The organism is Actinospineispora eucalypti (assembly GCF_039543365.1).
In the GTDB taxonomy this organism is placed as follows: domain Bacteria; phylum Actinomycetota; class Actinomycetes; order Mycobacteriales; family Pseudonocardiaceae; genus Pseudonocardia; species Pseudonocardia eucalypti.
In genome coordinates this window covers 1-22,431 of record NZ_BAABJP010000001.1, presented here as the reverse complement: position 1 = coordinate 22,431, position 22,431 = coordinate 1, and the positions used below count along the sequence as shown (strand labels likewise).

Below are 22,431 nucleotides of genomic sequence, written 5' to 3'. Positions count from 1 at the left end.
AACGCTAGTGCCTCTCGGGCTCCCGCGAGTCGGCGTTTCGGTGGGCTGAGAGCGTCGACTCAGGGTCCTGGGAGGCCGACTCGCGGGGCGTGGTGTCGAGGGGGTGGGCGAGCTCGTCCTTGGGGAGGCGCCAGAAGGCTATGGCGGCCAGGGCCAGGGGGACGGGGACCAGGCCGGCGATGATGAAGGTGAGGGGGACTCCGAGCCACTCGCCGATGGGGCCGGCGATGGCCATGGAGACCGGCATCAGCGCCAGCGACACGAAAAAGTCCAGGCTGGAGACCCGGCCGAGCAGGCGGGCCGGCACCCGCCGCTGCAACAGCGTGCCCCAGATGACCATCGCCACCGCACTGGTGAACCCGACCACGAAGGTCGCCGCCACCATCACCCACAGCCACCCGGTCAGCCCGATGATCGCCAGAGGCACGGCCCCGAGGCCCCAGCAGAGCAGCATCCAGGTCAGGTAGCGGCGGGGCAGCCGCCAGTTGGACACCAGCAGCGAGCCCACCGCCCCGCCGATGCCGAACGCGCCGAGCACCGTAGCGTAGCCACCGGCGCCGTGCCCGGTCTGGTCGCGCACCGCGAACGGCAGCAGCACCTCGATCGGCCCGACCACCACCAGCACGTACAGGAACGCGAAAGCCAGCGTGGCGAACAGCCAGCCGGTCTGGAACAGGTAACGGAACCCCTCGCCGAGGTCGTGCAGCACCGATCGCCGCTCCTCGGCGCTCGGGAGCGCGGTGACCGGCCGCATGGCCAGCAGGGCGAACAGCGCGACCAGGTAGATCCCGGCGGCCAGCAGGAACGCCACGCCCGGCGCGTACAGCCCCACCACCACGCCGGCCAGCGCCGGCCCGATCGCGGTCTGCGCGGTCGGTCGCAGGCTGCCCTCGACGCCGTTCGCGGCGAGCAGCTCGTCGGCGGGCAACAGGGTCGGCAGCAGCGCCGAGTAGGCCGGGAAGAAGAACGCCTCGGCGGTGCCGAGCAGGAAGCCGATCACCGCCAGCTGCCACAGCTGCAACAGGCCGGTGACCGCCAGCGTGCCGGCCACTGTGGCGCAGATCACCCTGGCCACCTCGACGCCACGCAGCAGGATGTGGTGCGGCAGGCGGTCGGCGGCCACCCCGCCGAGCAGCACGGCCAGCACCAGTCCGGCGCTGAACGCCGTGGCCACCACGGACAGCTGCGCCGGACCACCGCCCAGCGCGATGACCTGCCACGCCACCGCGACCAGCCACAGCCCGCTGGCGCACAGCGACAGCGCCAGCGAGCCGACCAGCAGCCGGTAGTCCCGGTGCCGGAACGGCCGCAGCGCCCGGGGCAGCTCGCGCCTGGTTTCGGTCTTCACGAACATCATTTGACGACGTCAACCCCGGTTAAGGTCAACTGGGTTTCGGCTGTCCCGTCAGCGTGCCCCGGTCAGCGGCCCTTCCAGCGCGGCTCGCGGCGTTCCCGGGCGGCGGCCCCGCCCTCGGCGGCGTCCTCGGTGGCGGCGGCCACCCGGCGCATGGTCTCGCCGAACCGGATGGCGTCGGTCATCGGCAGATCGGCCGTGCGCACCGCCACCTCCTTGATCGCCCGGGCGGCCAGCGGCGCGCCGCGCACCAGCCGGGCGGCCAGCGCCCGGGCTTCGTCCAGCAGCGAGTCGTGCGGCACCACCCAGCCGGCCAGGCCGATCTCGTGCGCCCGCTGGGCGGAGATCCGCTCGCCGGTGAGCAGCATCTCCATCGCGTACTGCCAGTTCAGCCGTCGAGGCAGCCGGATCGCGCCGACGATCGTGGGCACGCCGATCCGCACCTCGGGCATGCCGAACTCGGCCCGCTCGCTGGCGATCACGAAGTCGCACCAGCTCACCAGGGTCAGCCCATAGCCCAGGCAGTAGCCGTTGACCGCCGCGATCACCGGCTTGAAGATCTCCCAGCCGCTCTCGAAGGAGTTCACCGTCGGCCGTTCCCAGAACGTGCCGGGGAAGTCACCGGCCGGGTTGCCTTCACCGCGCAGGTCCGCGCCGGCGCAGAACGCCCGCCCGGCGCCGGTGACGATCGCCACCCAGGCGTCCTCCTCGTCCCGGAACCGGGCGAACGCGTCGTTCAGCTCGCGGCGCATCCGGCCGTCGATCGCGTTGAGCCGCTCCGGCCGGTTGTAGGTGATCGTGGCCACGTGCTCGTCCAGTTGGTACTTGACGGTCTCGGTCACAGCTGGCGACCCTACGGCGCGTGTTGTTCCCACAGATCTTCTGGCCGGGCATTGTGGATGGTTCGGTCACGCTCACCTACCGCCTGTGGACAGCTCCGCGGGCCGTGGCCGGCCGGCGGCACCGGGTGGCCGGCGGCATGATCGAGATCACCGAGGTGGCCGAGGCCGACCCGGCGGCGATCACAGAGGCGGACGCGACCGGTGCGGGTTTCCCGACCCGGGAGGACCTGCTGGCCGACCTGCGGAAGCGGGAGGGCGAGGCGGACCGGCGCTGGTACCGGGTCCGCTTCCACTACCTGGGCGCGGACCCCCGGGACGCGCTGGCCGGGGACGGTGCGCTGACCGCCGAGCAGCGCACCGAGCTGGACCGGCGGCTGGCCCGGCTGGACGGGGCCAGCACGCACGGCCCGTGGACCGCCGCCACCCTGGACGTGATCGCCGCGCACCCCGGCACCCGGGCCGGCGACCTGGCCGCGCTGCTCGGCCGGGAGCGCGACCCGTTCAAGATCGACGTGCGGAAGCTGAAGAACCTGGGCCTGACGCTGAGCCTGGAGGTCGGCTACCGGCTGTCCCCGCGCGGCGAGGCCTACCGGGACGGGCGCTGATGCGGGTACGGCCCACCCGCTGGGAGGTGCTGGTCGACGAGCTGGCCGGCCGGATTGTGCGGGACTTCCCCGACCGGAGCTGCCGGGTGCTGCTGGACGGCCCGCCGCCGGCCCGGCCGGGGTCGCTCGCCGAGTCGCTGGCCGTGGAGCTGCGCCGACGCGGCCGGCCCGCGCTGGCGGTGGCGGCGGGCGACTTCCTGCGCCCCGCGTCCGTGCGTCTGGAGTTCGGCCGGCGGGACCCGGACGAGTTCCTGGACCGGTGGCTGGACGAGGGGGCGCTGCGCCGGGAGGTGCTGGCCGGCAACGGCCAGGTGCTACCGCGGCTGTGGGACGTGGCCACCGACCGCGCCTACCGGGACGAACGGGTCAGCCTGGGGGACGGCGGCGTCGTGTTGGTGTCCGGCGCGCTGCTGCTCGGCCGGGGGCTGCCGGCCGAGCTGACCGTGCACCTGCGCATGTCGGCCGCCGCGCTGGCCCGCCGGCTGCCCGCCGAGGAACACTGGACACTGCCTGCATACATCCGGTATGCAGGCGAGCGGCGCGCCGAGGGCGCCGACGTGACGATCCTCACCGACCACCCGGACTCGCCCGCGCTGCTCGAGTCGCCCTGACTCCCGGGATTACCTCGGGGCGAGCACGGCCTGGGTCTGGGTGGTCTGGGCGACCAGCCGGCCGGAGTCGTCGCGCAGGTCGGTCTGCACCACGATCGTCGAGCGCCCGGAGTGCAGCGGCCGGGAGGTCGCGGTGACCGTGCCGCCGCGCACGGCGGCGAAGAAGTGCGTGTTCGACTCGATCGTGCTGGTCCCGGCGCCCGGCGCGGACTCCACCAGCCGGGCGAACGCGCACGCCGCGCCGGCCGTGTCGGCCAGCGCCATCAACGCGCCGCCGTGCATGATCCCGGCGGTGGTGCAAACCTCGGGCCGCCATTCCATGGTGAGCACCGTCTCGTCGGCCGCGATCACCTTCGGCCGAATACCCAGCGTGGCCACCAGCGGCATCGCTTCCGAAACCAGTCGCATCAAGTCGTCCGTCACGCCCCGGAACCCTGCCCCGCCGGTGCGCACCTGTCCATTCCCCGCGAGGTAAACCCCACCCGGAACAGCCCCCTCAGCCGGCTAATCCTCGTTCCCGTTCCTGAGCCCCACGAGATCGACAAGAGGTGGGTTCGGTCCCGCTGGGCGGCCGACGCCCGTCGATCTCGCGCTCCGGTCGCCACCCCGGGCCCGGTCATCCGCCCGACGGCTCATTCGTCGCCCGACCCAACCGCCCCGAACGACCCAACCGTCGCAACAAGTGAACGCCGATTAGCCTCTGAGCCCTCCCGCGATCGATACCTCTCCAAGCTCGCGCGGTCCCCGAGACACGTCCCGTCCGGAGCGGTGCCGTTCCAGAACGCGCTTGGACGGCCGCGGTCAGCCGGTCTCCCGCACCCCCGCCGCGCCCCTCCCGTCCCGCGCCCCGCCGCCTCCCCCGGCCCACCAACCCGGCCTGGCCCGGCCCGGCAACCCGGCCCGGCCCGGCAACCCGGCCCGCACACACTCTTCGGCGCTGGCACACGGGCTACAGAGCGTGTGCCAGCGCCAACCGGTGTGTGCGAGCCCCAAAGGGTGTGTGCAAACGCAGCACCCCCGGCGAGCCCAACTTGCCCGGCGAACGCAACGCGCCTGGCGAACGCAACGCGCCTGGCGGATCCAACGTGCCCGGCGGACGCAACGTGCCCGGCGAACGCAACGCGCCCGGCGGATGCAACGTGCCCGGCGAACGCAACGCGCCCGGCGGATGCAACGCGCCTGGCGGACGCAACGCGCCCAGCGAACGCAACGGCCCAGCGGTGGAACGTGCCCGGCGGAACACAACGCGCCCAGCGGATGGGGGGTCCCGGGGGGCGCAGCCCCTCCGGGCCGGGGCGCGGGGGTTGGACCCCCGCAGAAATGACGAGACGCCGTGGCGAGCGCTCTCCGCGAGCACACAACACGGCGTCGAGTGGGCGAGGAGGGAGTTGAACCCTCACGTCCTTACGGACACACGGACCTGAACCGTGCGCGTCTGCCATTCCGCCACTCGCCCGGGCGTTGATCAAAGACTAGCACGAGGCAAACAGCTGGTTTCGGGGGGCCTCCGTTCGGCTCGTTTAGGCGTCGTTCGGCTACCAACCGATACCAACACCGGTGAGGGAACTGACCGGAGTCGCTAGCACAGATACGATCGAGGGCACGGGAGAACACGCCGACCGAACCGTGGTCGGGAACCGAGAGCAAGCGGCCCTTCATCGGGTCGGAGACCGAGAGGAAAGAAGAGGAGTACTGGGTGGGCCGCGCTGCGCGCTTCGAGCGCCGGTTGGAGGGCTTCGTGGGTGATGCCTTCGCGAGGGTTTTCGGCGGACATGTCGTCGCCGAGGAAGTGGCCCAAGCGATCGCCCGGGAAGCCGAGGTCTCCGTACGCCCGCTGGCCGGTGGCCGGCAGCTCGCCCCGAACCGCTATGCGGTGCTGCTCAGTCCGACTGACCATGACCAGATGGCGGGGGATGCGCGGAAAGTCACACAGTCACTCACGGATGGCGTGTTGAGGCTGGTGGCCGACCAGGGATGGGACACCTACGGCGACGTCGTAGTCTCTCTGGAGCGCTCCGAGGCGCTGCACACGGGTCAGTTCCGTACCAGCTCGGCCGTGGATCCCGATGTATCGAGAGCCACGCCGAGACAACGCAACGCAAAGGAACCACCGATGAGCCAGCCACCAGGTCACCCCGAGGAGAACGGCTACGATCGCGCTCCGCGCGGTTATGGCCAGCAAACCTACGCCGAGCCGGGAAGCAACCGCGGTTCGGAGCGCGGATACGAACAGCAGCAGCCGGCCGGGTACCAGGCCGACTACGACCCCCGCTACGGCGGCCAGCAGGGCTACGACCAGCAGGGTTATGACCAGCAGCAGGGTTACGGCCAGCAGGGTTACCAGCAGGGCTATGACCAGCAGCAGGGCTACGGCCAGCAGGGATACGACCAGCAGGGCTACCAGCAGGGCTACGGCCAGCAAGGCTATGACCAGCAGGGCTACCAGCAGGGTTATGACCAGCAGGGCTACGCCCAGCAAGGCTATGACCAGCAGGGCTACCAGCAGGGTTATGACCAGCAGGGCTACGCCCAGCAGGGTTACGACCAGCAGGGCTACGGTCAGCAGGGCTACCAGCAGGGCTACTACGACCAGCAGGGCTACCAGCAGGGCGGCTACGCCCAGGGTGGCTACGGCGGCGCGGCCACGCTGACCATCGACGACGGGTCCAACCGCAGCTTCGAGCTGCACGGTGGCACCACGGTCATCGGCCGGGGCCAGGAGTCGGACTTCCGGCTGCCGGACACCGGGGTCTCCCGGCGGCACCTGGAGATCAACTGGGACGGGCACAACGCCACGCTGTCCGACCTCGGCTCCACCAACGGCACCACGGTCAACGGCAACCCGGTTCAGACCTGGCAACTCAGCGACGGAGACGTGATCCGGATCGGACACTCCACGCTGGTCTACCGGGCCGCGGGATAGCCTTTCCGAAAGTCTCGCCGCTCGGGAGCGCTTCTCCCGGGCGGGTGCGGCGCGGAAACGCGCTCGCCGAGCGTGCGCCCAGTCCGGCGCATGCGGGAGACACGTCGGAAATGGAGTGCGCAGCAGGTGCCGGAACTGGTGCTGCAGCTGACCAGGGCGGGGTTCCTGGCCCTGCTCTGGTTGTTCGTGTTGGTCGCGCTGCGCGTGGTCCGGTCCGATCTGTACGCCGCGTCCGGCATGCGTCCCCTGGGGTCCGCGCGCCGGGGAAAGACCCGGTCAGGCCGGGGTCGCACCGCTCGCCAGCTGGTTGTGACCCACGGCGCGCTGGCCGGTACACGCGTGTCTTTAGACTCCAGGCCGATCATGCTCGGGCGCGCGGACGACTCGACCCTGGTGTTGGACGATGACTACGCCTCCACGCGGCATGCCAGGTTGTCGCTACAGGGGGAGGAGTGGTACGTGGAGGATCTCGGGTCGACCAACGGGACCTATCTGGACCGAGCTAAGGTCAGCGGACCAACTCGGGTGCCGCTCGGCGTCCCGATCCGTATCGGCAAGACCGTGATCGAGCTGCGTTCATGACCCTTGTGCTTCGCTACGCCGCGAGGAGCGACCGGGGCCTGGTTCGTCAGAACAACCAGGACTCCGTGTACGCGGGCCCTCGCCTGCTCGCGCTCGCCGACGGCATGGGTGGCCACGCCGCCGGCGAAGAGGCCTCCAAGGCGGTCATCTCCGCGCTGGTCCCGCTGGACGACGACGAGCCCGGCGACGACCTGCTGGCCGAGCTGCACGCGGCCACCGAAGAGGGCAACGCCGCCATCACCAGCCTGATCACCGAGCAGCCCGACCTCGAAGGCATGGGCACCACGCTCACCGCCATCCTGTTCGCCGGCAGCCGGCTGGGCATGGTGCACATCGGCGACTCGCGCGCCTACCTGCTGCGCGACAGCGGGCTCACCCAGATCACCAAGGACGACACGTTCGTCCAGTCGCTGGTGGACGAGGGCCGGATCACCGAGGACGAGATCCACACCCACCCGCAGCGCTCGCTGCTGCTGCGCGCGATCACCGGCCACGACCTGGACCCCTCGCTGACCGTGCGCGAGGCGCGCGCCGCCGACCGCTACCTGCTCTGTTCGGACGGCCTGTCCGGCGTGGTCAGCCACGAGACGCTGCACGAGACGCTGGCCGCCATCCCGGACCCGAGGCTGTGCGCCGACCGGCTGATCGAGCTGGCCCTGCGCGGCGGCGGCCCGGACAACGTCACGGTGATCGTGGCGGACGTGGTGGACATCGACTTCGGCGAGGACGCGCCCATCGTGGGCGGCGCCGCCGGGGACGGCAGCGAGGCGAACAACACCCCACCCGACTCGGCCGCCGCACGGGCCGCCGTGACCACCCTGCCCAAGGTCGCCCCCCGGCGGATCGAGCCGACCCAGCCGATCCCGGTTACGCAGGGCAAGGGGCGCGCGGCGAAGGTCGGCCTCAGCGTGCTGGTCGCGCTGATACTGCTGGTCGGCGGTGCGGTGCTGGCCCGGCTGTGGGTGATGCAGCAGTACTACGTCGGCGCGGACGACGACCGCTTGGTGATCTTCCAGGGGGTACGCGGCAGCGTGCTCGGGCTGAAGCTGCAGCGGGTCGCGGAGGGTTCCTGCCCGCAGCGCCAGGCCGGGTGCACCGAGCTGCGGCTGTCCGACCTGAACGAGTCCGCGCGCAGCGCCGTGCAGGAGGGGATCATCTCCGGCGAGGGCATCGACGGCGCACGGGCCACGGTGCGCCGGCTGCGCAGCGACGAGGTCCTCCCGGTGTGCCCGCCGGAGCCGGTGCTCAACAACAACCCGGGCAACCCGAACGACCCGCCCGGCCCGATCGGCGGCGCACCGAGCGCGGGGGCGCCCTCCACCGGCGCCGGCCCGAGCGCCGCTCCCAACGCCGGCCCGAACAACAGCGCGGCGAACGGCGCCGCCACCGGGCAGCGCCCGAACCCGAACAACCCGAACGCCGCCAACCCGGGGCCGAACGGTCAGCCGACCGCCGACGGAGCGGCGGGCACCGACCCGTCGGCGGAGGACACGGAACTCTCGCCGCAGCGGCTGGAGCCGGGCAAGACCTGCCGCCCGGCCGGCTAGATGCGCGTGGAACGCGCATGCCGAGCGGGCGCCCAGTTCGGCGCCCGCGGGGGACACAGCGTGGAACGCGCATGCCGAGCGGGCGCCCAGTTCGGCGCCCGCGGGGGTTACTGATGTCTGTCCCCAGCGTGTCCGCGCCAGCCGCCGGACGATCGATCGAGCTGGTGCTGCTGGCGTTCGCGGCGGTACTGACCACCGGGGCTCTGGTCCTGGTGGAGGCCAACCAGGAGCAGGAGCTCACCCGCACGCTGCTCTACCTGGGGCTGGCCTACCTGGGGCTCCTCACCGTGGCGCACCTGGTGGTGCGCAAGCTGGCCCCGCACGCCGACCCGCTGATCCTGCCGTGCGCCGCGCTGCTCAACGGCCTGGGCCTGGTGATGATCCACCGGGTGGACCTGGCCCGGGCCGACCGGGCGACCCAGCTGGGCACCGGCGCGCCGCAGCTGTTCGCCGGCCGCCAGGTGGCCTGGACGGCGATCGCGATCCTGCTGTTCATCGGGGTGCTGTGGTTCGTCAAGGACCACCGGGTGCTGTCCCGCTACGGCTACACCATGGGCTTCGCCGGGTTGGTGCTGATCATGCTGCCCGGCGTGCTGCCGGCCAGCATCTCCGAGGTGAACGGCGCGAAGATCTGGCTGCGGCTGAGCATCTTCTCCATCCAGCCCGGCGAGTTCGCCAAGGTGCTGCTGATGGTGTTCTTCTCCGCGCTGCTGATCTCCAAACGGGAGCTGTTCACCACCGCCGGGCGGAACTTCCTGGGCATGGAGCTGCCCCGGCCCCGGGACCTGGGGCCGCTGCTGGCCGCCTGGCTGATCTCGGTCGGCGTGCTCGCGCTGGAGAAGGACCTGGGCAGCTCGCTGCTCTACTTCGGCATCCTGCTGGTGCTGCTGTACGCGGCCACCGAGCGGGTGTCCTGGCTGGTCATCGGGCTGGCGGCGTCGGGGCTGGCGGCGTTCCTGGGCTACCAGCTGTTCGGCCACGTACGGTCGCGGATCGAGGTCTGGCTGGACCCGTTCGCCGACTTCGACGGCGCCGGCTACCAGCTGGGCCAGGCGCTGTTCGGGCTGGGCACCGGCGGGGTCGGCGGCACCGGCCTGGGCGCGGGGCGGCCGGAGCTGGTCCCGCTGGCCTGGAGCGACTTCATCGTCTCGTCCATCGGCGAGGAGCTGGGCCTGATCGGCATGGCCGCCATGCTGGTGATCTACCTGGTGCTGGTCACCCGGGGCCTGCGCAGCGCGCTGGCGGTGCGGGACAGCTTCGGCAAGCTGCTGGCCACCGGGCTGTCCTTCGGGTTGGCGCTGCAGGTGTTCCTGGTCATCGGCGGGGTGACCCGGCTGATCCCGCTGACCGGGCTGACCGTGCCGTTCCTGTCCGCCGGCGGTTCGGCACTGGTGGCCAACTACGCCATCGTGGCGCTGCTGCTGCGCATCTCCAACGCGGCGCGCAACCCGGCCTCGGCCCGCCCGGCCACGCCGAAACCGCCGCTGGCCCAGGCCAACACCGAGTTGGTGGACAACACGTGAACACCCCCGTTAGACGCATTGCCGTCGCGGTGATGGTAATGATCCTGATGCTGCTGGCGAACCTCACATATGTGCAGGTGATTAAGGCGTCGGACTACCGGGAGGACCCGCGCAACCAGCGGGTGCTGCTGGCCGAGTACGCCCGCAAGCGCGGCCAGATCAGCGCGGGCGGGCAGATTCTGGCGTCCAGCGTCGAGACCAACGACCGGCTGCGTTACCAGCGGCACTACGCCAACGGGCCGCTCTACTCCTCGGTCACCGGCTACTACTCGGTCATCTACGCCTCCGCCGGACTGGAGCGGGCGCAGGACGAGGTGCTCAACGGCTCCGACGACCGGCTGTTCGTGCGCCGGCTGTCCGACCTGATCACCGGCCGCAACCCCAGCGGCGGGAACGTGGTGCTGACCATCGACCCGTCGGTGCAGAAGGCCGCCTTCGACGCGATGACGGCCAAGAACTACACCGGCGCGGTGGTCGCCCTGCGGCCGCGCACCGGGGAGATCCTGGCCATGGTCTCCACCCCTTCCTACGACCCCAACCCGCTGGCCAGCCACAGCGCGGACGCGCAGAAACAGGCCTGGACGAAGTACGCGGCTGACAACCCGCAGACGCTGGTCAACCGGGCGATCTCGGAGACCTACCCGCCCGGCTCCACCTTCAAGCTGGTGGACACCGCCGCCGCGCTGCAGGCCGGGTTCACCCCGGACAGCCCGCTCACCGCGGCCTCCCAGATCACCCTGGCCAACACCCGCACCGGTCTGGAGAACTTCGCCGGCACGCCGTGCGGGGCCGGTCCCACGGCCAGCCTGCGCGACGCGCTGGCCCGCTCGTGCAACACCGCGTTCGCCGAGCTCACCGCCGCCGTCGGGGTGTCCAAGCTGCGGGCCCAGGCCGAGCTGTTCGGCATCGGTTCGGTGGACGACGCGATCCCCATGCCGGTGGCCCCGTCCTCGCTCGGGCCGATCCCGGACACCGCTGCGCTGCAGCAGTCCGGCATCGGGCAGCGGGACGTGCGGCTCACCCCGCTGCAGAACGCGGTGATCGCGGCGACCATCGCCAACGGCGGCCAGCGGATGACCCCGCACCTGGTCAAGGAGATCCAGGGGCCGGACCTGTCCACCCTGGACACCACCGACGCGGCGCGCGAGGACCGGGCCATGCCCCCGGACACCGCCCGCGCGCTCACCGACATGATGATCGGCGCGGAGGCGCGCACCCAGGGCAGCGGGAAGCTCACCGGGGTGCAGATCGCGTCCAAAACGGGTACGGCTGAGCATGGTTCGGACCCCAAGAACACGCCCCCGCACGCGTGGTACGTGGCGTTCGCCCCGGCGCAAAATCCGCAGGTGGCGGTGGCGGTCCTGGTGGAGAATGGGGGAGACCGGTCGCTGGAGGCGACCGGCGGTTCGGTGGCCGCACCGATCGGGCGTTCGGTGATCGCGGCGGCGCTCCGAGGTGGGGGCGGGGGCTGATGGCGATGCATTCCGGTGACCGGGTGGTGGACCGGTACCAGCTGCTCAAACGCATCGCGGTGGGCGGCATGGGCGAGGTGTGGGAGGCGCACGACGAGCGCCTCGGTCGCACCGTGGCGATCAAGGTGTTGAAGCCGGAGATCGGTTCCGACCCGGAGTTCCTGGAACGTTTCCGGGGCGAGGCGCGGATCGCCGCCTCGCTGAACCACCGGGGCATCGCCGGCGTGCACGACTACGGGGAGGACGTCCTCCCGGACGGCACGCCGACCGCGTTCATCGTGATGGAGCTGGTCCGGGGCGAGCCGCTGTCCACCCGGCTGGCCACCCGGGGGAAGCTGGAGCCGGCGGCCGCGCTGGACATCATGGAGCAGTGCGCCAAGGCGCTGCAGGCCGCGCACGCCCACGGTTTCGTGCACCGGGATGTCAAGCCGGGCAACATCCTGATCAGCGAAGACGGCACCGTCAAGATCACCGACTTCGGGATAGCCAAGGCGGCATCGGCCGCCCCGGTGACCGCCTCCGGGATGGTCATGGGCACCGCGCACTACATCGCCCCGGAACAGGCCAGGGGCGAGGACGCCAGCCCGGCCAGCGACGTGTACTCCCTGGCCGTGGTCGGCTACGAGTGCGTGGCCGGGCACCGCCCTTTCGCCGCCGAGCAGCCGGTGGACGTGGCGATGATGCACATCAACGACCCGGTGCCCCCGCTGCCGGAGAGCGTGCCGCCGCCGTTGCGCCGGCTGCTTGATCTGACCCTGGTCAAGGAGCCCGGCGAGCGCTACGCCAACGGCGGCGAGTTCGCCGTGGCGGTGGCCGCCGTGCGCCGGGGCGGCCAGCCGCCGCTGCCCGGCTCCGGCTGGGGCAGCCCGTCCTGGGGCGGTTCCGGCTCCTGGAGCGCGGTGGGCGCCACCACGGGCTCCCGGAAGGCCATCGGCCAGGCCACCGCCGGCGTGCCGACCACGGCGCTGGCCCCGTCCGCGATCCCCACCCAGGCCATCGCGCCCCGGCCGGTTTCCGCCTCGCAGGGGATGAGCGCCGACCAGCCGACCAGCATGGTGCCGGCCGCCCAGCCCCGCCCGCCACTGCCCGGCCGGCAGATGCCGCCACCGCCGGTCAACCGGCTGGCCGGGCTGCCCGCGCCCCGGCGCGCCGGGCGGACCGTGCTGACCCTCGGCTTCGTGCTGCTCACCCTGGCCGCGATCACGGTCGGCGTGCTGGTGGTGCGCAACGCTGTGGCGCAGGACAGCGGGGTGCAGCCGCAGTCACCCACCGTGCAGGCCACCGAACCGACCGCGCAGACGGGCGCGGCCCCCGGCGCTCCCGGAGCTCCGGAGGACGTGGACGAGCCGGATGACCCGGACGAGCCCGCCGCGCCGGCCGATCCACCCGGGACGGTTCGAGTGGAGCTGGCCGGGTACGCGGGCAAACCGGCCACCGTGGTGCAGTCCGAGCTGCAGAACAACGGGCTGCGGGTCCAGATGCGCACGGTGGCCGGCCAGGCCCCCAGGGCGCCGGCGAACTGCACGGTGACCGACGTGCGCCCGGCGGGGCCGGTACCCAAGGGAACGGCGGTGACGATCACATGCGCGCAGCACTGAGTTTGACGATGAAACCCCCATTGCCGCAGCACAACGGGGCGGCCGCCGAGAAGCGGCCGGCCAGTATCGCCGCCCCGGGCCCGACCAGGCATGATGGACCGGCCAGCAGCACCCCAGCGCACAGGAAACGGCACCGATGACCACGCCCCGTCTGCTCTCCGAACGCTACGAGCTGGGCGACACGCTCGGCTACGGCGGCATGTCCGAGGTGCACCGGGGCCGTGACGTGCGGTTGGGCCGGGAGGTCGCGGTCAAGGTGCTGCGCGCCGACCTGGCCCGCGACCCGCAGTTCCAGCTGAGGTTCCGCCGCGAGGCGCAGAACGCCGCCGCGCTGAACCACCCGGCGATCGTCGCGGTCTACGACACCGGGGAGACCGAGTCCGACTTCGGCTCCCTGCCCTACATCGTCATGGAGTACGTGGACGGGCAGACCCTGCGCGAGATCGTCAAGAGCGAGGGCCCGCTGAGCCAGCGCCGGGTGCTCGAGGTGATGGCGGACGTCTCGGCCGCGCTGGACTTCAGCCACCGGCACGGGATCATCCACCGGGACGTCAAACCGGCCAACGTGATGATCACCCAGGGCGGCGCGGTCAAGGTGATGGACTTCGGCATCGCCCGCGCGCTGGCCGACGGCCAGAACATGACCCAGACCGCCGCCGTCATCGGCACCGCGCAGTACCTGTCCCCGGAGCAGGCCCGGGGCGAGGCGGTGGACGCCCGGTCGGACGTCTACGCGGCCGGCTGCGTGCTGTTCGAGCTGCTCACCGGGGAGCCGCCGTTCTCCGGCGACTCCCCCGTCGCGGTGGCCTACCAGCACGTCCGGGAGGACGTCCGGCGCCCGTCCGAGGTGAACCCGGACGTCCCGCCGACGCTGGACGCCATCGTGCTCAAGGCGATGAGCAAGAACCCGGCCAACCGGTACCAGTCCGCCGCCGAGATGCGGGAGGACCTGGTCCGGGTGCTGCATGGCGAGCGCCCGCTGGCGCCGCAGGTGATGACCGACGACGAACGCACCGCGATGCTGGCCGGTGCGGCCAGCTCGATGGGCGCGGGCTCGGCCGCCGCCTCCGGCACCGCCGCGACTCGGCGGATCGAGTCCGGCACCACCCGGCACGCGGCCGCGCCGGACTGGTCGGCCGGCACCGGCGGCGGGCGCAGCACCGGCAAGACGGTGGCCATCGGCGTGGGCATCGCGGCCATGCTGGCGGTGATCGTGTTCGTGGCGACCAAGCTGTTCGGCTCGCCGACCCTGGAGCAGATGGTCGTGCCCAACGTGGCCGGGCAGACCCAGGACTCGGCCCGCACCCTGCTGCAGGACCCGCAGTACGACTTCAAGGTGAACCTGGCCAAAGAGGCCTCCAACACCGTGCAGCCGAACCAGGTCATCGGCACCAACCCGCCGGCCGGCAGCAAGCTGACCAAGGGCAGCCAGATCAACCTGGTCATCAGCACCGGCGCGGCGCAGGTCACCGTGCCCGACCTGACCGGGCTGACCCAGCAGGAGGCACAGGCCCGCCTGCAGGAGTTCAACCTGAAGATGACCGTGGCCACCAGGACCAAGCCCACCAACGACCCCAGCCTGGTGGACAAGGTGGCCCAGCAGGACCCGGCGTCGAAGGCGACCGTGGCGGGCGGGTCCGCGGTGACCGTGACCATCGGCGCCAAGCAGGACACCGTGCCGATGCCCAACGTGATCGGCCAGCTGTCCGACGACGCCCAGGTGCGGCTGCGTGACCTCGGCTTCACCATCTCCACCAAGTCCGCCGACGGCCCCGGCGATCCGGACCGGGTGCTGCGCTCCGACCCCACTCCGGGGAGCCAGGTACCGCGCGGCGGGACCGTCACGCTGTACGTGTCGCGGGGCAACGAGGTCGAGATGCCCAACCTGAAGAACATGTCGGCGGACGACGCCAAGAAGGCGCTGAAGGACGCCGGCTTCGACGGGCAGATCGGCTACCGGGTCAGGGACGTGGACGACCCGACCCAGAGCGGCTATGTGGTCGACCAGTCGGTGAAGGCGGGCGACGGCCTGGACCCGGACGGCGAGGTGGAGCTCACCGTCGGCCAGTACCGGGGTGGCGGCGGAAGCGGTTCGTCCTCGCCCAGCCACGGCAACCGCGGCGGCGGGAACTGAGCCCGGTCATGCGCGTACTGGTTGTGGATAACTACGACTCGTTTGTGTACAACCTCGTCCAGTACCTGGCCCAGCTGGGTGCGGACACCGTGGTGCGGCGCAACGACGTGGTGGAGCTCGACGAGGTCTCCGAGGTGGACGCGGTGCTGGTCAGTCCGGGCCCGGGCACCCCGGAGCGGGCCGGCCGGTCGATGGATGTGGTGGCCCGTTGCGCCGAGCGCGGAGTGCCGGTGCTCGGCGTGTGCCTCGGTCACCAGGCCATCGGCGCGGTGTGGGGCGGCGTGGTCGAGCGCGCCCCCGAGCTGCTGCACGGCAAGACCTCACTGATCAACCACTCCGGCGACGGCGTGCTGGCCGGGCTGCCCAGCCCGTTCACCGCCACCCGCTACCACTCGCTCACCATCCGCCCCGACTCCATGCCCGCCGAGCTGGAGGTCACCGGCCGCACCGAGTCCGGCGTGATCATGGCGCTGCGGCACCGCGAGCTGCCGGTGCACGGCGTCCAGTTCCACCCCGAGTCGGTCCTCACCGAAGGCGGCCACCGACTGCTCGCCAACTGGTTGGCGCTGGCCGGGTTCACCCCGCCTCCGCACCTGGTCGATCAGTTGACCGCCGAGGTGGCGGCGTTGACCGCGCCCGCCGCTCCCTGATCGTGGGTTCGGCTCGGGCTTCTTCGGCGCGGGTCTAAAGATCAGCTTGGACGGGCCGGCTCGGTCGTTGTTCCCGACTCGGGAGCGGCCCCGCCGGTTTCAGCCGTTGGCGTGCCGTCTGTTCCGGTTCGGCTGTTGGTGTGCGCCGGGTTCGTGTGCCGTCTGTTCCGGTTGGCTGTTGGCGTGCGCCGGGCTGAGGTGCCGTCCGTTCTGGTTCGGCCGCTGGCGTGCGCCGGGCTGGCGTGCCGTCCGTTCTGGTTCGGCCGCTGGCGTGCGCCGGGCTGGCGTGCCGTCCGTTCCGGTTCGGCCGTTGGTGTGCGCTGGGTTCGCGTGCTGTCCGCCGGCTCGGTTGCGGAGCGTAGCTGTGCGCGGCGGGTTCCTCGGCTTCGGCTTCGCCGAGTGGCAGCCCAGGCGCCCAATTTTCATGATTCAAATGGCGACTGTGCTGCCGCTCGACGAACTCAACGGCCCTGGTTCGTAGAGGCGGCCCCGCGGTTGGTCACTCTGAGTGATGTTTTTGAGGCAAAAGGGCCGGATGTGGTAGTGGAGCTGTGGTGGAGCGGATCTAGGTGTGCCGAGCGCAAGCTGGGTCCGGTCTTGTCGCGCTGTTGATCGGACTGAGCTTGCGCTCGGCGAAGAGCGACGACAACGCCCAGTAAGCAACGCGCAAACGGAACGGGCGGCACCCGGCCGGGAACAACAACCGGGCCGGCTCGCCCAAGCCGATCTTTAGGCCGGCATCCGGCCGGGAGCCGCCGGTCGGGGCGGTCGCCCGGTCGAGTCGGTGCGTTACGGTGGTCAGCACTGTCAGCCCACCGCCGCGTACGAGGTCGAGGACGAAATGCCGAAGTCGAAGGTCCGCAAAAAGGCTGCCTACACCCAGCCGAAGGACAAGCCCAGCCCGGCGCAGGCGCGCGCCGCCGGCCCGTCGCACCCGCTGTACGTCGGCGTAATGCTGGGCTTCATGGTGCTCGGCCTGATCTGGCTGGTGGTGAACTACCTGGCCGGCCACCAGATCGGGTTCATGGTCTGGCTCGGCGGCGACGGCTCCGGGTTCAACTACAACTTCGTGGTCGGCTTCGTACTGATCATTGTCGGGCTGTTGATGACCATGCGGTGGCGCTGACCGCGAACCGCAGGCGCGTAACTACACGCTTGTAACTCATCCCCATTGGGGACAACTCCTGTGGATAACTTCCGTTGGGCGCCGCGGCCGCCGTTGGTGGTCGTTGGATGGTTGGCCGCCATGGCGGCGTTGTACTGGTGCCTGGTCGGCGCGCAGCAGCCCATGGGCCGGCTGCTCGGTGGGGTGGCGGTGCTGCTCCTGGGCACAGTGGCGGCGTTCGGCAGCCTGGCCAGGCCCCGGCTGACCGCCGACCGGGCGGGCATCGCCATCCGGGGATTCGGGCGCGCGCAGAGCTACCCGTGGTCCGAGGTGAACCGGGTGCAACTGGTGCACACGCGCAGATTTGGTCGCGACATGGCCACCCTGGAGATCGACCTGCGCCAGCCCGGCACGGACGAGCGGCTCGTAGTCTTCGGCTTCCTCGACCTGGGCGCCGACCCCCGCGACGTCTCCGAAACCCTCGCCACCCTCCGCGCCCCAACCACCTGATTCAGTCACCTTGGCAGGGTGATTCAGTCACTTCTGGCGGCCGAACCGACTGAATCAGGCTGCTGAACCGACTGAATCAGCGTGCTGAACCGACTGAATCAGGGAGGGAGGGGGTTAGGCGGTGGTGGCTACCAGGACCAGTAGGACCAGGAGGGTGGTCAGGCCGCCGGCTTGCCAGGTGGTGCGGTTGTGGGGTGGGGCGTAGACCAGGATCGCGGCGGCGGCCGCACCGACGACCAGGCCGCCGAGGTGGCCGGCCAGCGAGATGTTCGGCACCAGGATGCTGAACGCCACGTTCAGGCCGATCCAGAACAGGATCTGGCCGGGTGGCTGGCGCAGCCGCAGCAGCATCACCAGGATCGCGCCGAGCAGCCCGAACACCGCGCCGGAGGCGCCGGCCGCGCCCTGCGGCTCGAACAGCATCACACCGACTCCGCCGCCCAGGATGGAGATCAGGTAGACGACCAGGAACCGGGCCCGGCCGAACACCCGCTCCAGCTCCCGGCCGACGAACCACAGCGAAAGCATGTTGAACGCGATGTGGGTCAGCCCGAGGTGCACGAAGCCGTAGGTGAGCAGGCGCCACCACTCGCCGCCGGTGACCAACCAGGGCGCCAGCGCCAGCTCGCCGTACACCGGGGACTCGACGATCTGGTCCGCCCCCGCGCCGCCGCCCTGCACCGCGGTCAGCAGGAAGACCAGCACGTTCACGCCGATCAGCGTGGGCACCAGCACGGCGCGTTCGGCCAGCTCGGCGCCGGCCACGGTCACCCCTCGCCGGGCGCGCCGCATACCGGGTCCCACCGGCCCGCCGAAGCAATCGGCGCACTGGAAGCCCACGGAGGCGTCCCGCAGGCAGTCGGGGCAGAACGGCCGTTCACAACGCACACAGCTCAACCCGGTGGGCCGATCCGGGTGCCGGGTGCAGCCCGGCCGGCTCTGTTCGTCGATCAGGGCACCTTGACCTGATTGATCACCACGTCGGTCAGCGGGCGGTCCTGCGCACCGGTCGGCGTGGTGGCGATCTTGTCGACTACCGCGCGGGACTCCGCGTCGGCCACCTCACCGAAGATGGTGTGCCGGCGGTTCAGGTGCGGGGTGGGGCCGACCGTGATGAAGAACTGCGAGCCGTTGGTGCCGGGGCCGGCGTTCGCCATGGCCAGCAGGTAGGGGCGGTCGAAGCGCAGCTCGGGGTGGAACTCGTCCTCGAACTGGTAGCCGGGGCCGCCGCGCCCGGTGCCGGTCGGGTCGCCACCCTGGATCATGAAGCCGGCGATCACCCGGTGGAAAATGGAGCCGTCGTAGAACGGGCCGGAGGTGCCGCCCGACGCATTCGGCTGGGTGTACGGCTGGTCACCATTGGACAGTCCGACGAAATTCGCCACCGTCTTCGGCGCGTGATTGGGGAACAACACCACCCGGATGTCGCCCTCGGACGTGTGCAGGGTAACGGTCTGGTCATTTCCTGGAGCAGTCACGGGCCCATCTTCCCACTAGCCTTCCAGTACCGTCGGCCGGACCTTCGGTGACACATTTCGGAGAAGAGGTTTCTCATGCAGCGGGCGCGCTGGATCGGACTCATCGCGGTTGCCGGCGGGGTCACGGCCGCCGCCCTCTGGCGCGCGTCGCGCCGCCCCGCCGAGCTGGCGCCGCTGTCCGCGCCGCTGCCGCCGGTCACCCTGCCCCCGGTGGCCACCCCGCCGGGCGAGCCGATCAGCGGGAACGGGCGGGTTCGGTGAGGAACTCGGTGAGCAGGGCGGCGTAGCGCTCGGGGTCGACGTTCCACACGGCGGTGTGCTCGGCATCGGGCACCTCGACGTAGCGCAGGGGCCATCCCAGCCCCGGCGCCGCCGCGTTCAGCGCCCGGGCCGAGGCCACCGGCACCGTTCCGTCCGCCGCCCCGTGCATCAGCAGCGTGGGCGGCCGGACCCTCGGCGGGCGGCTGACCAGGTCGAACCGGTCGAAGTCGATGCCGATGCGGTAGCGCGTGATCAGTGCGGCCAGCTCGGTGCTGCCCCGGGGCAGCCGGCGCAGCCCGGCCTGGTGACGCAGCGTGGCGCGCCAGTCCAGCAGCGGGCTGTCCCAGACCAGTGAGCGCACCGGCGCGGTGCGCTCCGGCGCGGCCCGGTCCAGGAAGGCCGAGGTGATCGCCGCGCCCATTGACCAGCCGTACAGCACCAGGTCGGTGGCGCCGTGGCCCAGCGCGTAGCCGGCGGCGGCGTCCAGGTCGCGCCACTCGGTGTCGCCCAGGTGGTAGTAGCCGTCCGGGCTGACCGGCGCGCCGTCGTCGTTGCGGTAGGTGATGATCAGGACCGGGTGCCCGAGGCGGTGCAGTGTGGGCAGCGCGCGCAGGCACTCCCGGCGGTCCACGCCGCGTCCGTGCACCGCGACCACCCAGGTGCTGCCCGGCGCCGGGACCAGCCAGGCCGGGCAGCCGCCCAGCGGGGTCGGCACGGTGACCTCCTCGGCGTCCAGGCCCAGCTCGGCGGGGTGGTCGTAGGGGCCGGCGTCCACGGCCACCGCCGTGCCGGGCGGGGGTGCCGGGTTGCCGGTCACCGGGCGGCGCACCTCGGTTCCGTTGGCGGTGCGCACCGGGCCCAGCAGGCTCTTCCCGGTGGTCCAGCGCAGCGCCCAGGTTCCGGGCTGGCCGGCCCAGTGGCTGGGGGCGAGCGCCACCTCGCCCTCGTCGACCGCGAGCACCCGTTCCGGGTAGGCGATCACCCGTATCGGGCGCAGCAACATGGTGGAGAAGTACCAGCCCGCCCCACCGAGCAGGAAAGCCGCGAGCAGGGGAGCCAGGAAGACCAGCACGGTGCCAGTCTCCCTGATCACCCACAACCGTTCCAGTCGTCACCCACAGCCGCACCGCGATCGCTAAATCGGGTGAAATAAAACAAATGCCTTCACCACCCGCACCGGCCTTTGGAAGCGCTCGTTGAAACTGGCAGACCTGGAATAGCGAGCACCCTTTATGGGGGGCAATCGGTGTCGCGATTAGCCATCCGGCGCGCACCGTATACACGCCCCGAGCGCCCCGGTTCCCCGAGACCGGCGCGGCGCTCGGGGCGTGTCACGTTCCGTGGGGGGTTGGAGGGTGGTGAGGTAGGCAGATGCCCCGCCCCACGTCCCGCCTCGCCACAGCTCGCTTCATCGCCGTGATCGCCGGCGGTATCGCGTTGCTGCTCGTGCTGGCGGTCTCCGCCGGTGACTCGTTCCGGGGTCTGTTCCCGGAGCGCGCCGACGAGGGCACCGCCATCGGGGTGCGCGCCCACCTGGCGGCGCTGCAACGGATCGCGGACGACAACGGCGGGAACCGTTCAATGGGTACCCCGGGTTACGCGGCGAGCGTGGAATACGTGCGGAAACGGCTGGTCACGGCCGGTTACCAGGTGCAGGTCCAGACCTTCCGGGTGCCGCGGTTCGTGGAGGTCGCGCCGCCGGTGCTGGGCTGGACGCGCAAGCAGTACCGGCCGCAGGTGGACATGCGCACCATGACCTACTCCCCGAGCGGGGACGTGACGGCTCCGGTGGTCGGCGTGGACCTGAAGCTGCCCGCGCCGCCGACCCCGGACAGCTCCAGCGGTTGCCAGCCGGCCGACTTCACCGGGTTCGCCCGGGGCTCGATCGCGCTGGTGCAGCGCGGTGGTTGCCCGTTCACCGAGAAGGCGCGCAATGCCCAGGGCGCGGGCGCGGCCGCGGTCCTGGTGATGAACGAGGGACAGCCGGACCGGACCGCGGTGTTCGGCGGAACGCTGGCCGGCCCGGAGTTCAGGGTGCCGGTGCTCGCGCTGGACTACCAGGTCGGCGCGGAGCTGGCCGGCGCGGCCGCCGGACCGGACCGGCCGGTGGTGCACGTGGCCACCCGGACCAGTAACGACAACCCCGAGACGCAGAACATCGTCGCGGACCTGCCCGGCGGGCGACCGGACCGGGTGGTGACCGTCGGCGCGCACCTGGACTCGGTGCCTGAGGGCCCGGGCATCAACGACGACGGTTCCGGCGTGGCCACGCTGTTGGACCTCGCCGAACGCCTCTCCCCGGTGGGTGCCGGGCCGTCCTCGCGCCCCCTGGGCCGCGACCCGCTGCCTCCCTCGGGCGCCGCCGTGCCGCCCGCGCCCGAGCCCGGCGCCGTCGGGTCCGGGCCGCTCGGCCGCGACCCGCTGCCGTCCTCCGCGGCCGCGCCCTCGCCCGGGAGCCCAGCCGCGCCGGCCGGGAGCCCAGCCGCGCCGCCGGCCGGGAGTGGAGTGGCGCCGCCGGGCGGGAGCCCAGCCGCGCCGCCGGGCGGGAGCGGAGTGGCGCCGCCGCCGGTTCCGCCGCGCAACCACCTGCGGTTCGCCTTCTTCGGCGCGGAAGAGCTCGGGCTGCTCGGCTCGGAACACTACGTGGCCACCCTCCCGGCCGAGGAACGCGCACGGCTGATGGTGTACCTGAACTTCGACATGCTGGGCTCGCCCAACTATGCCCGGTTCGTCTACTCCGGCGGGTCGGTTGAGTCGCCGGCGCCACCCGGGTCTGACGCGGTGACCAAGGTGTTCACCGACCACTTCGACGCCGTCGGGCTGACCTACACGACCACCCCGCTGGACGGGCGCAGCGACTACGGCCCGTTTGCCGGGATCGGCGTGCCGGTGGGCGGCCTGTTCAGCGGGGGCGAGGAGGAGAAGTCCCGCGCCATGGCGGACCGCTACGGCGGCGAGGCCGGGGTGGCGTTCGACCGCTGCTACCACCAGGCCTGCGACACCGAGCGGAACATCAGCGACCGGTCGCTGGCCGAGCTGGGCGCCGCCGCCGAGCACGCCGTGCGGCATTTCGCCGCCGCCGAGACGTCGCCCAGACCAGGTCAGTGATCGCTCCGACGACGCTATGGCTCTGCGCACAAATAGGCGACACTCGCTCATTCAGGCCACGGAGGTGTCGCGTATTTCCACGTTATGCCATTGCTGCCGAGGACATGTCACTGACCAGGCGAAACATA

Annotated in this window: 20 protein-coding genes and 1 tRNA gene; 14 read left to right on the top strand and 7 right to left on the bottom strand. The window is 71.6% G+C overall.

Going from position 1 to position 22,431, the window contains the following annotated elements; translation table 11 throughout:
- Positions 1-4: 4 nt before the first annotated feature.
- A complete protein-coding gene (locus ABEB12_RS00105) occupies positions 5-1,348 on the bottom strand; it encodes an MFS transporter (RefSeq protein WP_345702439.1) in 1,344 nt (447 codons plus the stop codon).
- 71 nt (positions 1,349-1,419) lie between these two features.
- Positions 1,420-2,196: an enoyl-CoA hydratase-related protein gene (locus ABEB12_RS00100; protein WP_185058345.1), complete on the bottom strand. Its 777-nt coding sequence runs from the start codon at positions 2,194-2,196 to the stop codon at positions 1,420-1,422.
- A gap of 20 nt (positions 2,197-2,216) precedes the next feature.
- Here ABEB12_RS00100 and ABEB12_RS00095 point away from each other — a divergent pair, with 20 nt between their 5' ends.
- Complete coding sequence (locus tag ABEB12_RS00095) at positions 2,217-2,801, top strand: ASCH domain-containing protein (RefSeq protein WP_185058344.1); 585 nt, start codon at positions 2,217-2,219, stop codon at positions 2,799-2,801.
- Positions 2,801-3,412 (top strand): nucleoside/nucleotide kinase family protein, encoded by a 612-nt coding sequence (locus tag ABEB12_RS00090; protein WP_185058343.1) that lies wholly within the window; start codon positions 2,801-2,803, stop codon positions 3,410-3,412. The genes ABEB12_RS00095 and ABEB12_RS00090 overlap by 1 nt, the downstream gene beginning before the upstream one ends.
- Positions 3,413-3,421: 9 nt before the next feature.
- Here the strand turns inward: ABEB12_RS00090 and ABEB12_RS00085 are convergent, their stop codons facing one another.
- Both ABEB12_RS00085 and ABEB12_RS00080 read right to left on the bottom strand, forming a co-directional pair.
- Positions 3,422-3,835 carry a PaaI family thioesterase gene (locus ABEB12_RS00085; protein ID WP_345702438.1) on the bottom strand — a complete coding sequence of 138 codons (414 nt, stop codon included), beginning with the start codon at positions 3,833-3,835 and terminating at the stop codon, positions 3,422-3,424.
- 950 nt (positions 3,836-4,785) lie between these two features.
- Positions 4,786-4,868, bottom strand: a tRNA-Leu gene (locus tag ABEB12_RS00080).
- Between the two features lie 240 nt (positions 4,869-5,108).
- Here ABEB12_RS00080 and ABEB12_RS00075 point away from each other — a divergent pair.
- The 10 genes from ABEB12_RS00075 to ABEB12_RS00030 all read left to right on the top strand — a co-directional run bounded on the left by ABEB12_RS00075 (position 5,109) and on the right by ABEB12_RS00030 (position 17,456).
- Positions 5,109-6,335 carry an FhaA domain-containing protein gene (locus ABEB12_RS00075; protein ID WP_185058342.1) on the top strand — a complete coding sequence of 409 codons (1,227 nt, stop codon included), beginning with the start codon at positions 5,109-5,111 and terminating at the stop codon, positions 6,333-6,335.
- A gap of 126 nt (positions 6,336-6,461) precedes the next feature.
- Positions 6,462-6,917, top strand: coding sequence for an FHA domain-containing protein FhaB/FipA (locus ABEB12_RS00070; RefSeq protein WP_185061019.1), 456 nt, complete (start codon positions 6,462-6,464; stop codon positions 6,915-6,917).
- Complete coding sequence (locus tag ABEB12_RS00065; protein WP_185058341.1) at positions 6,914-8,464, top strand: protein phosphatase 2C domain-containing protein; 1,551 nt, start codon at positions 6,914-6,916, stop codon at positions 8,462-8,464. Before ABEB12_RS00070 ends, ABEB12_RS00065 begins: the two co-directional genes overlap by 4 nt.
- A 113-nt stretch (positions 8,465-8,577) precedes the next feature.
- A complete protein-coding gene (locus ABEB12_RS00060) occupies positions 8,578-9,987 on the top strand; it encodes an FtsW/RodA/SpoVE family cell cycle protein (RefSeq protein WP_185058340.1) in 1,410 nt (469 codons plus the stop codon).
- The gene (locus tag ABEB12_RS00055; RefSeq protein ID WP_185058339.1) at positions 9,984-11,459 is read left to right on the top strand and encodes a penicillin-binding transpeptidase domain-containing protein; all 1,476 of its coding nucleotides are present in this window, start codon (positions 9,984-9,986) and stop codon (positions 11,457-11,459) included. The genes ABEB12_RS00060 and ABEB12_RS00055 overlap by 4 nt, the downstream gene beginning before the upstream one ends.
- Positions 11,459-13,057 carry a serine/threonine-protein kinase gene (locus ABEB12_RS00050; RefSeq protein WP_345702437.1) on the top strand — a complete coding sequence of 533 codons (1,599 nt, stop codon included), beginning with the start codon at positions 11,459-11,461 and terminating at the stop codon, positions 13,055-13,057. The genes ABEB12_RS00055 and ABEB12_RS00050 overlap by 1 nt, the downstream gene beginning before the upstream one ends.
- A 136-nt stretch (positions 13,058-13,193) precedes the next feature.
- A complete protein-coding gene (gene pknB, locus ABEB12_RS00045; RefSeq protein ID WP_185058337.1) occupies positions 13,194-15,191 on the top strand; it encodes a Stk1 family PASTA domain-containing Ser/Thr kinase in 1,998 nt (665 codons plus the stop codon).
- 8 nt (positions 15,192-15,199) lie between these two features.
- Positions 15,200-15,841: an aminodeoxychorismate/anthranilate synthase component II gene (locus tag ABEB12_RS00040; RefSeq protein ID WP_185058336.1), complete on the top strand. Its 642-nt coding sequence runs from the start codon at positions 15,200-15,202 to the stop codon at positions 15,839-15,841.
- An 841-nt stretch (positions 15,842-16,682) separates the two neighbouring features.
- Positions 16,683-16,967: a cell division protein CrgA gene (gene crgA / locus ABEB12_RS00035; protein WP_185061018.1), complete on the top strand. Its 285-nt coding sequence runs from the start codon at positions 16,683-16,685 to the stop codon at positions 16,965-16,967.
- Positions 16,968-17,087: 120 nt separating this feature from the next.
- Positions 17,088-17,456, top strand: a complete 369-nt coding sequence (locus ABEB12_RS00030) for a PH domain-containing protein (protein WP_185058335.1) — start codon at positions 17,088-17,090, stop codon at positions 17,454-17,456.
- Positions 17,457-17,570: 114 nt separating this feature from the next.
- Here the strand turns inward: ABEB12_RS00030 and ABEB12_RS00025 are convergent, their stop codons facing one another.
- Together ABEB12_RS00025 and ABEB12_RS00020 are read right to left on the bottom strand one after the other, a co-directional pair.
- Positions 17,571-18,248 (bottom strand): rhomboid family intramembrane serine protease, encoded by a 678-nt coding sequence (locus ABEB12_RS00025; RefSeq protein WP_345702436.1) that lies wholly within the window; start codon positions 18,246-18,248, stop codon positions 17,571-17,573.
- A gap of 158 nt (positions 18,249-18,406) precedes the next feature.
- Entirely contained in the window at positions 18,407-18,934 is a 528-nt protein-coding gene (locus ABEB12_RS00020) for a peptidylprolyl isomerase (RefSeq protein WP_185058334.1), read from the bottom strand.
- Between the two features lie 75 nt (positions 18,935-19,009).
- Here ABEB12_RS00020 and ABEB12_RS00015 point away from each other — a divergent pair, with 75 nt between their 5' ends.
- Positions 19,010-19,195, top strand: coding sequence for a hypothetical protein (locus ABEB12_RS00015; protein WP_185058333.1), 186 nt, complete (start codon positions 19,010-19,012; stop codon positions 19,193-19,195).
- On the opposite strand, the gene ABEB12_RS00010 is transcribed toward ABEB12_RS00015, so the two are convergent.
- Positions 19,170-20,288, bottom strand: coding sequence for an alpha/beta hydrolase family protein (locus ABEB12_RS00010; RefSeq protein WP_345702435.1), 1,119 nt, complete (start codon positions 20,286-20,288; stop codon positions 19,170-19,172). The genes ABEB12_RS00015 and ABEB12_RS00010 overlap by 26 nt on opposite strands.
- Before the next feature lie 278 nt (positions 20,289-20,566).
- On the opposite strand from ABEB12_RS00010, the gene ABEB12_RS00005 reads away from it, so the two are divergent.
- Complete coding sequence (locus ABEB12_RS00005) at positions 20,567-22,303, top strand: M28 family peptidase (RefSeq protein WP_185058332.1); 1,737 nt, start codon at positions 20,567-20,569, stop codon at positions 22,301-22,303.
- The last annotated feature ends 128 nt before the right edge of the window (positions 22,304-22,431 follow it).